The organism is Pseudomonas sp. RIT288 (genome assembly GCF_000631985.1).
Taxonomy (GTDB): Bacteria; Pseudomonadota; Gammaproteobacteria; order Pseudomonadales; family Pseudomonadaceae; genus Aquipseudomonas.
In genome coordinates this window covers 220,722-232,250 of sequence record NZ_JFYN01000012.1, presented here as the reverse complement: position 1 = coordinate 232,250, position 11,529 = coordinate 220,722, and the positions used below count along the sequence as shown (strand labels likewise).

Sequence of the window (11,529 nt, the reverse complement as noted above, 5' to 3'; positions counted from 1 at the left end):
CGACTGTCACACTTTGTCTCATCTTCAGTTATGCTCGCCGTTCGTCGTCAACGCCGGAGCCACTGAGCCTATGTCCGCCACTCGCCTGCTTGTCCCTCTCGCCCTCTCTTTGCTGGCCGCCTGCGCCACGCAGCCAAAACAGAACGTGACCGTGGAAAACCAGAGCGAATGCCCCGTGCGTCTCACTAACGGACAAAACCTGATCGTCATGCTGCCGAGCAACCCGACCACGGGCTATCGCTGGGCTATTCAGGATTCGGCCGGCGGCGTGCTACATGCCCTCAGCCCCGAGGTTTACAGCAGTCCGAAAGATTCGGGCATGGTCGGTGCGGGCGGTTTTTCCACCTGGCGCTTTCAGGCCTTCGCCACCGGCACCGGACGCCTGCGCCTGACTTCGCAGCAGCCCTGGGAACCGGAAGTCGAGCCGGCAGAAACCTTCGACTGCGCCATTTCGGTGAACTGATCGTGGGCTGGCTGATTCTGGCGCTGATGGGCGCGGTGACGTTCCTTTATGGGGTAAGTACCCATGCGGCGTTGCTGTGCCTGTTGGTCAAACCGTTACCGGTGCTGGCGCTGCTCGGCTGGCTGCATGATGCACCGCCCAGCGACTATCGGCGCTGGATCAGTCTGGGGCTGATTTTCTCTGTGCTCGGTGACGTGTTGCTGGCGTGGCCGGGGGATTTGTTTGTGTTTGGCCTCGGTGCGTTTCTGGTGGCGCATCTGGCGTATCTCAAGGCTTACCTGAGTGACTGCAAGCGTTTGGCGGTGCTGCCGCTGGTGCTTGCCCTTGGCGTTGGCGCGATATTGCTGGGACTTTTGATTTCCAGCGGTCTTGGGCCTTTATTGGTGCCAGTGATCGTCTACGGCACGGCAATCAGCGCGATGCTCTGGCGCGCCCTCGCCCGTCTCGGCACCGATGTGCCGCAGCGTTCGGCGCTCTTGGCGACGGCGGGTGCGCTGGCGTTCGTGTTCTCGGACAGTGTGATCGGTATCGATCGCTTCGTATCCCCATTCCACGCCGCGCCATACGTGATCATCCTCAGTTACTGGCTGGGGCAGTGGGGGATCACGGCCTCAGCTTTCTCCCAAAAAACCCACTAACCCCTGTGGCGAGGGAGCTTGCTCCCGCTGGGTTGCGAAGCGACCCCAAACTCGGTGCACGCGACTGCAGGTATATCTCGTAATCAGGTTTTGCGACTGCTGCGCAGCCGAGCGGGAGCAAGCTCCCTCGCCACAGGCGTGTGCTTAAGGCTTGCGTGCGGCGCTTTATCAGACAACCCAAGCATCCCAGCGCCACTTTGGCTAAAATGCCGGCCTTTTCCACCGACACCGCCGGAACCACCGTGAGCAAAGAACCCGATCGCATTTTCGCCCAGCCGATGGCCCAGGTGCCTGACTTCGCCTTCAACGAGGACGTGGTGCGGGTGTTCCCGGACATGATCAAGCGTTCGGTGCCGGGTTACCCGACCATTGTCGAAAACCTCGGCGTGCTGGCGGCGCAGTTCGCCCAACCGAACAGCGTGCTGTACGACCTCGGCGCCTCACTCGGCGCCGTGACTCAGGCCTTGCGCCGTCACGTGCGCACCGACGGTTGCCGGGTGATCGCGGTGGATAACTCGGCGGCGATGGTCGAACGCTGCCGTGAATACCTCAACGGTCAGGATTCGATGTTCCAGGAGCTGCTCCCGGTCGAGGTGATCGAAGGCGACATTCTCGCGCTCGAATTCAAACCGGCCTCGGTGGTGGCGCTGAACTTCACCCTGCAATTCATCGCCCCGGATCAGCGCACCGCGTTGCTCTCGCGTATCCGCCAGTCGCTGCTGCCCGGCGGCGCGCTGATTCTGTCAGAGAAGCTGCGCTTCAACGATGCGCAAGAGCACGCGCTGCTCACCGATCTGCACGTCGCGTTCAAACGCGCCAACGGCTACAGCGAACTGGAAATTGCCCAGAAGCGCAGCGCCATCGAAAACGTCATGAAGCCCGACAGCCTCGAAGAACACCGTGAACGCCTGCTGGCCGCCGGGTTCTCGAAAGTCGTGCCGTGGTTCCAGTGTCTTAACTTTGCCTCGTTGATTGCCTTGCCATGATTGATCTGTCCCCCCTCGCCCGCCGTTTGGCTGGCACCCCGCTGGCCGATTGGGCCAACACCCTGCAAGTGCAACTCGACAAGAAAATGCAGAAGGGCCACGGCGATCTGGAGCGCTGGCAGAGTGCGCTGGACGCGTTGCCGAAACTCCAGCCGAGCGAAGTCGATCTGCTCAACGGCCTGAAACTCGATACCGATTGCGACGACGAAACCCGCGCGCAAATGCGCACCGCGCTGATGGGCCTGTCGCCGTGGCGCAAGGGGCCGTTCGACCTGTTCGGCGTGCACGTCGACACCGAATGGCGCTCGGACTGGAAGTGGTCGCGGGTCGCCCCACATCTGGACCTGAAGGGCAAACGCATCCTCGACGTCGGTTGCGGCAACGGCTACTACATGTGGCGCATGCTCGGCGCCGGTGCCGACAGCGTGATCGGCGTCGATCCGAACTGGCTGTTCTTCTGCCAGTTCCAGGCTGTGCAGCGCTATTTGTCGGAACCGAATGCCTGGCACCTGCCGTTCCCGTTCGAAGACCTGCCGCCGAACCTTGAAGGCTTCGACACAGTGTTCTCGATGGGCGTGTTCTACCACCGTCGTTCGCCGATCGAGCATTTGCTGGCGCTGAAGGATTGCCTGGTCAAGGGCGGCGAATTGGTGCTGGAAACGCTGGTGGTTGAAGGCGACAAGCATCAAGTGCTGGTGCCAGAAGATCGCTACGCGCAGATGCGCAACGTGTGGTTCCTGCCCTCGGTACCGGCACTGGAATTGTGGCTGCGCCGCGCCGGTTTCACTGATATTCGATGTGTGGACGTCAGCACCACCACCGTTGAAGAACAGCGCGGTACCGAGTGGATGAAGTATCAATCGTTGAGCGACTTCCTTGATCCCGAGGATCACAGCAAGACCATCGAAGGGCTGCCGGCGCCGATGCGTGCGGTCATCGTCGCCCGCAAATAAAGCAGAATCAAAAGATCGCAGCCTTCGGCAGCTCCTACATCGATCCCTGTAGGAGCTGCCGAAGGCTGCGATCTTTTGATCTCAATCCCGACTTGCCCGACGGGCGCGGAAGAATTCGGTCAGCACCGCACCACATTCTTCGGCCAGCACCCCGCCCTCATACAACACCCGGTGATTCAAAAAGCCCTGGGTAAAGAACTGTCCCTGACTCTGCACGATCCCGGCCTTCGGCTCCAGCGCGCCATACACCACCCGCGCAATGCGTGAATGCACGATCAGCCCGGCGCACATGCTGCACGGTTCCAGCGTCACATAGAGGGTGCTGCCCGGCAGGCGATAGTTGCTCACCGCTTGCGCAGCGGCGCGGATCGCGACCATTTCCGCGTGGGCACTCGGGTCGCTGGTGGTGATCGGGCAGTTGTAGCCACGACCGATGATTTCACCGTCCTGCACCAGCACCGCCCCCACCGGCACTTCGCCAAGGGCTGCGCCTTGGGCAGCAAGCTCCAGCGCTTCACGCATGAAATCGCGGTCACGGCTGCGGTCGATGATCGCGGCGGGGCGAATCTGACGCATCACTTCACCTCGATGGCGGCCATCAGGCCGGTTTCCATGTGGTCGATGACGTGGCAATGGAACATCCACACCCCCGGGTTATCCGCCACCAGCGCCACTTGCGCACGCTCGTTCTTGCCCAGCAGATAAGTGTCGGTGAAGTACGGAGTGATCTTGTGCCGGTTCGACGCAATCACCTTGAAGCTCATGCCGTGCAGGTGAATCGGGTGCTGGTACTGGGTCATGTTCTTCAGTTCGAAGATGTAGCTCTGGCCCAGCTTCAGGCTGGCGATCGGCCGATCGGCGCAGGTCTTGTCCGTGATGTCCCAGGCCTTGCCGTTGATCTGCCACAGGCTCGGCGGCTTGCCGTTGTCGACATTCACCGACACCGAACCGACCCATTCGAAATTGAAGTTGAGTTTCTCGGCATTCGCCAGATCCGGTTCGGCCACCGGGTTGGCGGGCAAGGCTTTCGGCCACTCGGTCGGTGCATCGTTATTGGCCACCGAGCGTAAGGTTCCCAGACGTACCGGGCCATTGCGCAGCGACAATTCTTCACCGGCCGGCGGGGCCTTGATGGCCAGGCAGATACGCATGCCCGGCCCCAGCCAGTATTCTTTGCCCAAGGGGCGCGGCTCGACCGGGTTGCCGTCCAGCGCATAGATCTGCGCTTCGACGCCGGGAATGTTGATGCGATACGTCAGGGTGTTGTCGAGGTTGAGCAAACGCACACGGGTGATCTGCCCGGCCGGCAACTCGATCACCGGCGTTGGCACGCCGTTGATGGTCGACAAGCGCCCCGCCGTACCGCCACGCGCCGCTTCACGGGGAATGCTGAACTCGACGAAATTGCCTTGCTCGTCGATGTGCCAGTTCTTCAGGCTCAGGGTCTTTTCGTACTTGAAACCGGTCGGCTCGCGCTCTTCGACAATCAACGGCCCGACCAGCCCGCGCCCCAGCTCTTCGCTGCTGCTGACGTGCGGGTGATACCAGTAGCTACCGGCGTCCGGCACGCGGAATTTGTAATCGAAGTATTCACCGGGCAGCACCGGCAATTGCGAGACGTACGGCACGCCGTCCATTTCCAGCGGCAGACGGATACCGTGCCAGTGAATGGTGGTCGCCACCGGCAGGTGGTTGATGAAACGCACCCGCAGCCACTCGCCCTGACGCACGCGCAATTCAGTGCCCGGCGCCGATGGGCCGAACGCCCAGGCCTCGGTCTTGTGCCCCGGCACCAGCTCAACGTCCAGTGGCGCCGCGATCAGCTCGTAGTCGTGGCCCGCGTCAGCATCGGCCATCTTGCCCAGCCAGTAGCGCGACGCGCCTCCCGCTCCGACACCAACGACAACAAGACCGGCCAGGCCACCGAGGATTTGGCGACGGGTAAAGGACATGAACTCAACTACCTCACGTATCTGCGTCGGGCACCGGGCCCGCAAAAGGCAAATACGATACACCTGCAATTGCGAAACAGTAAGGGCAGCGCGGCGGATGGACGCAGTTGCGCCTCGCGCGTACACGATTTCAACTGCTCAGGTGACATAACTATGTAGTGCACATGCATCGAACAGCCGGGCCATCCTGTGCCACCCGTTTCTCAAGGACAGAGAGCCCGATCACATGACCAACCCGATGCCCAACGCCGCCGACAAGGCCGCGCTCAAGGCGATTGCCGCCACCGTCATCCAGACCTGCCCGAGCCTGCAGGACGCCGCTCGACAGGTCGCCAGCGACCTGCTGAACAAATACCAGGTCCACGGCCTGGATCCGGATCAAGTGTATTTCCACCGCTTCAACGCCTCGCAAAGCAGTCCGAAAGCCTTCACCGGCTGGGAGCATGTGCACGCCACGCCCACTTCAAGCATGACCCTGACCCAGTTGGTGATTCACCGCTTCCGCGCGGCCGATCAAGACAACGCCGACCTGCTCGACGTCTATGGCGGTTTCTATACTGCCGGTCCCGATGCCCGCACCTTCGATGAGCGCAATGAAGTGCGCCTGCACGGTAACGACGTGCTCAAGGACTTCTGGAGCATCAACTTCAGCGCGCTGTACGACGCTCAACTGAACGCATTCTGGAACACCAGCGGCAGCGACTTTCGTACCTTGGCCAAGTGCAATTTCCTGATCAAAGCGCTGCAGGCGCGGAACAAACGTCAGCTGAGTGGCGAGGATTTCCAGTTCGTCACGCAAGCGGTGGTCGGCCCGCTGACGTGGCCGGTCAGCCTGCCAATGCTGCAGGCCCGACACCCTTGCCCGAACAGTGTGCGCACACTGGATCTGACCGGTTACGCCGCTACCAGCGTCCTGCGCTTCGTCGCGCCCCAGGGTCGGCAGATCCTCTACCTGCCCGGCGACAGCGATACCTTCCAGGTACTGGAAAGCAACACCGACCTGCACTTCTGGATCCTGCAGCGGATGAACACACCCGCCGCGCGCGAGACATTCCTTGCGCATTTCTCGCTGGCCGACCGGCAGCAGATCAGCGCCAATCTTGGTGACCTGATGAATCGCCTGGTGGCCACGTGGGGCCGCTACGATCATTCGCTGATCAATCAGAACAACCGCGCGGTCAGTGGCGACGCCTTCACCTGGCTGAGTGACTCGACCCGCGCGGCGATGTTTGCCGAGGCCAGCCTGTCCCTGACCTCCAACGGTGACCTGCGCAAGAAGCTGTGGATCGGCTACCTCAGCGCTGGGGTCAAGGTGTTTGGGCCAATGGCCGTGGTCGGCTGGCCAATCGCATTGCCGGTGATCGGCGCCAGCATTGCCAACATGGGGCTGAACATCGATCAGGCGGTCAATGGCAAAACCGCCGCCGAGCGCAAGGCCGGGATTGTCGGTGCGGTGCTCAGCGGCATCGACATGCTGTTCAATCTGCTGGTACTCAAGGGCCCGGGAACGCTGGCCGAGGTCGGCCCCGAGGTGGATGCCGCCGAAGCGGCGGAAATGACCGACCTCACCGATAAAGGCGGGACGTCGATGGGTGGGCCTCAGCCGATTGCCACAACACTGATTGAAGACACCCCGCGACCGGTCATTCCGCCGAGCTGGCAAGCCAATGAGTTGCTCGACGGCATTACGCCGGTGAGCGAACCCGGAAAATTCCAGGGCATTTATCTGCTCGATTCAAACCCTTCGACCGCCATCTTGATCGATGACACCGCCTATTACGTTCGCTACGAAGCCGACATCAACGGCAGCGGACACTGGGCGGTCATCGATCCCGAGCATCCCCACGGTTTTACTCGCTCGATCCCGGTACGCCTGAACCCTGAGGGTGAATGGGAAACCATGTCCCGCGCAGGACTCAGCGGCGGCGGCAAGTCTTCGGGTCTGGCCGGATCAAGCAGCCGCAGCCCGGTGGCCGCCCTGCCCGCCTCGCAATACGACGTACCCGCACCGCTCAAGGCGCATCTGGAGGAAGGCGCAGCGGGACTGAATGACGAAGCCCTGCGTGACTTCTACGACAGTTTGAACGAGTTCGATGCCTACCGCGATTTCAAGGTCATCCGCAAACGCCTGTATCGCGACGCGCTGGATTTTTACAGCACCTTGCGCCTGCCCGATCGTCCTCCGGTACCCGCGCTGGCGGCAGACGCAACCGCCGAGGAAATCATCGAGAAAATCCTCGAACATGCCCGGGGCCTGGTAATCGGCGAAAGCCACACAGCCATCGGCAGCAAGCAATGGTTGATCGAAAACATGCAATTGCTCGCCAGCAAACAGGTGAAGAGCCTGTACATGGAGCACCTGCTGAGCGACTTCCATCAAGTCGCGCTGGATGAGTTCTTCCGCACCGGCAACATGCCGCAAAAACTCGAGGCGTATCTCAAGGCGCTGGATGTCGGCAACCTGACCGATCCGCTGGAGCGCTACACGTTTCTGGAACTGATCAAGGAAGCCAGAAAGCAGGGGATCCATGTCCAGGCCATCGATTGCATGGCGAGTTACCGGCTCAACGGCATGGACCTGCCTTCTGGCAACGACACCGCGCGGCAGAAAATGATGAATTACTTCGCCCGTCTGATGATCCGCGCTGACCAGTCCGCACGCGGCGCACACAAATGGGTGGCGCTGATGGGCAACTCTCACTCCAACACTTTTGATGGGGTTGCCGGCGTCAGCGAACTGGAAGAGGCGATCGGCATTCGCGTCGAGGATGTCGCCGAAGGGATTTCACGGGGCATTGAAGTCGATCCCGGGAAAATCCTGCCCTTGGGCGGTACGGCGCATGATCGTTCCGCGCTGGTCAGAGGCGACTTGCGCCTGCAAATCGAAACTCCCTGGACCGCGCACACCATGACGGAATTCGAAACCCTGCTGCCTCGCTACGGCATGTATTCCCTCAAGCAGCAACCCAACCTGACGTTCATCGTGCATCGCAGTCGCACGGGAGAGCTGGTGCGGACCATCATCGAAACCGACGGCAGGCGCTTCTACATTGAACGCCCCGGCTGGCCCTCGGTCAGCGGCAAACGCTACCCGAGCATGAAAGCGCTGCTGCAAGCACTGGATGACATGGGCATGCAACTGGGTGGCTGGTCAAAACCGCTGTAATGCAAAAACCGAAAAGCCGTGTGAAACGGATTTCACACGGCTTTTCTGTTACAGCGATCAAGCCTTTACGGCTTGCTCGGCATTATTCCCACTCAATCGTCGCCGGCGGCTTGCTCGACACGTCGTAAGTGACGCGCGAAATGCCTTCGATTTCATTGATGATGCGGCCGGAGACGGTTTCCAGCAGTTCGTAAGGCAGGTGTGCCCAACGTGCGGTCATGAAGTCGATGGTTTCCACGGCGCGCAGGGCCACGACCCAGGCGTAACGACGGCCATCGCCGACCACGCCAACCGATTTCACTGGCTGGAATACCACGAATGCCTGGCTGACCTTGTGGTACCAGTCGGCTTTGCGCAGTTCTTCGATGAAGATGTGGTCGGCACGACGCAGCAGGTCGGCGTATTCCTTCTTCACTTCACCGAGGATGCGCACGCCCAGACCCGGGCCCGGGAACGGGTGACGGTAGACCATGTCGTACGGCAGGCCCAGTTCCAGACCCAGACGACGGACTTCGTCCTTGAACAGTTCGCGCAGTGGCTCGACCAGTTTCAGGTTCATCTCTTCCGGCAGGCCGCCCACGTTGTGGTGCGACTTGATCACGTGCGCCTTGCCGCTTTTCGCGCCAGCCGACTCGATCACGTCCGGGTAGATGGTGCCTTGCGCCAGGTACTTGATGTTGTCCAGCTTGCAGGATTCGGCATCGAACACGTCGATGAAGGTACGACCGATAATCTTGCGCTTCTTCTCTGGATCGGCTTCGCCGGCCAGGTTGCCCAAAAACTGCTCTTCAGCATTGGCGCGGATCACCTTGACGCCCATGTTCTCGGCGAACATGGCCATCACTTGCTCGCCTTCGTGCAGACGCAGCAGGCCGTTGTCGACGAAGACGCAGGTCAACTGGTCGCCGATGGCCTTGTGCAGCAGCGCCGCAACCACCGAGGAGTCAACGCCGCCGGACAGACCCAGCAGCACGTTGTCGGTGCCGACCTGTGCGCGGATGTTGGCGATGGCGTCTTCAGCGATCTTCGACGGAGTCCACAGAGCTTCACAGCCGCAAATGTCGAGCACGAAGCGCGAGAGGATGCGACCGCCCTGCTTGGTGTGGGTCACTTCCGGGTGGAACTGCACGCCGTAGTAAGCGCGTTCGTCGTTGAACATGCCGGCGATCGGGCAGCTCGGGGTGCTGGCCAGGATGTGGAAGTCTTCCGGCATCTTGGTAACTTTGTCACCGTGGCTCATCCACACGTCGAGACCGAACAGGCCGTCGGCGTCGATGTGGTCTTCAATGCCGTCCAGCAGGCGGCTCTTGCCGACCACGTCAACGCGGGCATAACCGAACTCACGCAGTTCGGAACCTTCAACCTTGCCGCCCAGTTGCTCGGCCATGGTCTGCATGCCGTAGCAGATACCGAAGACCGGTACGCCCAGATCGAAGACTGCCTGTGGGCAGCGCGGGCTGTTGGCTTCGTGCACGGACTCGGGGCCGCCGGCGAGGATGACGCCTTTAGGTGCGAATTCGCGGATCGCCTCTTCGTCCATGTCGAACGGGTGCAACTCGCAGTACACACCGATCTCGCGCACGCGGCGGGCAATCAGTTGGGTGTATTGCGAACCGAAGTCGAGGATCAGGATGCGGTGAGCGTGAATGTCGAGGGCCATGATTCAGTCTCGTCTAAGTAATTCAGAAACAGTCGTGATTCAGAAACAACTCGGGGCTGAATAAAACAGCCCCGGTTGCTTAACGATTTGCTTGAAGCATCAACCTACGCGGTAGTTTGGCGCTTCTTTGGTGATCTGCACGTCGTGAACGTGGGATTCGGCCATACCGGCACCGGTGATCCGCACGAACTCAGGCTTGGTGCGCATTTCTTCGATGTTGGCGCTGCCGGTGTAACCCATCGAGGAACGCAGACCACCCATCAACTGGTGAATGATCGCAGTCAGGGTGCCTTTGTACGGCACACGGCCTTCGATCCCTTCAGGAACGAGCTTCTCGGCGCCTGCCGAGGAGTCCTGGAAGTAACGGTCGGAAGAACCTTGCGCCTGGGACATGGCGCCCAGCGAACCCATGCCGCGATAAGCCTTGTACGAACGGCCCTGGAACAGTTCGATCTCGCCCGGGGCTTCTTCAGTACCGGCGAACATCGAGCCCATCATCACGCAGGACGCACCGGCCACGATGGCCTTGGACAGGTCACCGGAGAAACGGATGCCGCCGTCGGCGATCAACGGTACGCCAGTGCCTTCAAGCGCAGCGGCGACGTTGGCGATGGCACTGATTTGCGGCACGCCGACACCGGCGACGATACGGGTGGTGCAGATCGAGCCAGGGCCGATACCGACCTTGACCGCATCGGCGCCAGCTTCGGCCAGGGCCTTGGCGGCTGCGCCGGTGGCGATGTTGCCGCCGATCACCTGCACTTCAGGGAAATTCTCTTTGACCCAGCGAACGCGGTCGATCACGCCTTTGGAGTGACCGTGTGCGGTGTCGACCACCACCACGTCCACACCGGCATTGACCAGCGCGGCAACGCGGTCACCGGTGTCTTTACCGGTACCGACAGCAGCGCCCACGCGCAGACGACCTTGATCGTCCTTGCTGGCCAGCGGGTAGGCTTTGGCTTTTTCGATGTCTTTGACGGTCATCATGCCTTTGAGGGCAAACTTGTCGTCGACGATCAGGACCTTTTCCAGGCGGTGCTTGTGCAGCAGCTCGCGGACTTCGTTCTTGTCGGCACCTTCGCGTACGGTGACCAGACGCTCTTTAGGCGTCATCACTTCACGTACGGTGGCTTCCAGACGGGTTTCGAAGCGTACGTCACGGGAAGTGACGATGCCGACCAGGTCGCCATCGTGCAGCACCGGAACGCCGGAAATGTTGTGCATGCGGGTCAGTTCGAACAGGTCACGCACCGTGGCATCAGCCTCGATGGTGATCGGATCCTTGACGACGCCGGCTTCGAACTTCTTGACCTTACGCACTTCGGCAGCTTGCTGCTCGATGGTCATGTTCTTGTGGATGATACCGATACCACCTTCCTGAGCCATGGCAATTGCCAGACGGGCTTCAGTGACGGTGTCCATGGCGGCAGAAACCAGAGGAATATTCAGCTCGATGCCACGGGTAAGGCGGGTCTTGAGACTGACTTCGTTAGGAAGCACCTCGGAATAACCAGGCACTAGGAGAATGTCGTCGAATGTCAGAGCTTCTTGGCTGATACGCAGCATCGCGGGGGCTCCCGAGCGGGAAAATGGAAGCGCGCCATTATAGTCAGACACCCCCTGCTGTTCAATGTAAAACTCAACCTGATATCAATGTTACTGATATACGGAAAACCCTGCTTTTTGTAGGAGCTGCCGAAGGCTGCGA

General features: G+C 60.8%; 9 protein-coding genes. 5 read left to right on the top strand and 4 right to left on the bottom strand.

The annotated features are described in order from the left end of the window. Positions 1–70 precede the first annotated feature (70 nt). From BW33_RS12775 to cmoB, 4 genes are all read left to right on the top strand, one after another. Positions 71–463, top strand: coding sequence for a protease inhibitor I42 family protein (locus BW33_RS12775; protein ID WP_047599316.1), 393 nt, complete (start codon positions 71–73; stop codon positions 461–463). Between the two features lie 2 nt (positions 464–465). Continuing rightward, complete coding sequence (locus BW33_RS12770) at positions 466–1,101, top strand: lysoplasmalogenase (protein WP_177327481.1); 636 nt, start codon at positions 466–468, stop codon at positions 1,099–1,101. A gap of 206 nt (positions 1,102–1,307) precedes the next feature. Further along, a complete protein-coding gene (gene cmoA, locus BW33_RS12765; protein WP_177327480.1) occupies positions 1,308–2,087 on the top strand; it encodes a carboxy-S-adenosyl-L-methionine synthase CmoA in 780 nt (259 codons plus the stop codon). Continuing rightward, positions 2,084–3,040 (top strand): tRNA 5-methoxyuridine(34)/uridine 5-oxyacetic acid(34) synthase CmoB, encoded by a 957-nt coding sequence (gene cmoB / locus BW33_RS12760; protein ID WP_047599314.1) that lies wholly within the window; start codon positions 2,084–2,086, stop codon positions 3,038–3,040. The genes cmoA and cmoB overlap by 4 nt, the downstream gene beginning before the upstream one ends. Before the next feature lie 81 nt (positions 3,041–3,121). On the opposite strand, the gene tadA is transcribed toward cmoB, so the two are convergent. Together tadA and BW33_RS12750 are read right to left on the bottom strand one after the other, a co-directional pair. Continuing rightward, positions 3,122–3,616, bottom strand: a complete 495-nt coding sequence (gene tadA / locus BW33_RS12755) for a tRNA adenosine(34) deaminase TadA (RefSeq protein ID WP_047599313.1) — start codon at positions 3,614–3,616, stop codon at positions 3,122–3,124. Beyond that, positions 3,616–4,992, bottom strand: a complete 1,377-nt coding sequence (locus BW33_RS12750) for a multicopper oxidase family protein (RefSeq protein ID WP_027612120.1) — start codon at positions 4,990–4,992, stop codon at positions 3,616–3,618. The genes tadA and BW33_RS12750 overlap by 1 nt, the downstream gene beginning before the upstream one ends. Before the next feature lie 226 nt (positions 4,993–5,218). Between BW33_RS12750 and BW33_RS12745 the strand changes: the two genes are divergently transcribed. Then, positions 5,219–8,158 carry a membrane-targeted effector domain-containing toxin gene (locus BW33_RS12745; protein WP_047599312.1) on the top strand — a complete coding sequence of 980 codons (2,940 nt, stop codon included), beginning with the start codon at positions 5,219–5,221 and terminating at the stop codon, positions 8,156–8,158. Positions 8,159–8,240: 82 nt separating this feature from the next. Here BW33_RS12745 and guaA read toward each other — a convergent pair whose 3' ends face one another. Continuing rightward, on the bottom strand, positions 8,241–9,818 hold the full coding sequence (gene guaA, locus BW33_RS12740; RefSeq protein ID WP_047599311.1) for a glutamine-hydrolyzing GMP synthase: 1,578 nt from the start codon (positions 9,816–9,818) through the stop codon (positions 8,241–8,243). 99 nt (positions 9,819–9,917) lie between these two features. Continuing rightward, positions 9,918–11,387, bottom strand: coding sequence for an IMP dehydrogenase (gene guaB / locus BW33_RS12735; RefSeq protein WP_027612123.1), 1,470 nt, complete (start codon positions 11,385–11,387; stop codon positions 9,918–9,920). Between the last annotated feature and the right edge of the window lie 142 nt (positions 11,388–11,529).

What these genes read in the sequence shown, in the direction of transcription:
- BW33_RS12775 (WP_047599316.1), top strand. Translation starts at nt 71, where the DNA reads ATGTCCGCCACTCGCCTGCTTGTCCCTCTCGCCCTCTCTTTGCTGGCC.
- cmoA (WP_177327480.1), top strand. Translation starts at nt 1,308, where the DNA reads ATGCCGGCCTTTTCCACCGACACCGCCGGAACCACCGTGAGCAAAGAA.
- cmoB (WP_047599314.1), top strand. Translation starts at nt 2,084, where the DNA reads ATGATTGATCTGTCCCCCCTCGCCCGCCGTTTGGCTGGCACCCCGCTG.
- tadA (WP_047599313.1), bottom strand. Translation starts at nt 3,616, where the DNA reads ATGCGTCAGATTCGCCCCGCCGCGATCATCGACCGCAGCCGTGACCGC.
- BW33_RS12750 (WP_027612120.1), bottom strand. Translation starts at nt 4,992, where the DNA reads ATGTCCTTTACCCGTCGCCAAATCCTCGGTGGCCTGGCCGGTCTTGTT.
- BW33_RS12745 (WP_047599312.1), top strand. Translation starts at nt 5,219, where the DNA reads ATGACCAACCCGATGCCCAACGCCGCCGACAAGGCCGCGCTCAAGGCG.
- guaA (WP_047599311.1), bottom strand. Translation starts at nt 9,818, where the DNA reads ATGGCCCTCGACATTCACGCTCACCGCATCCTGATCCTCGACTTCGGT.
- guaB (WP_027612123.1), bottom strand. Translation starts at nt 11,387, where the DNA reads ATGCTGCGTATCAGCCAAGAAGCTCTGACATTCGACGACATTCTCCTA.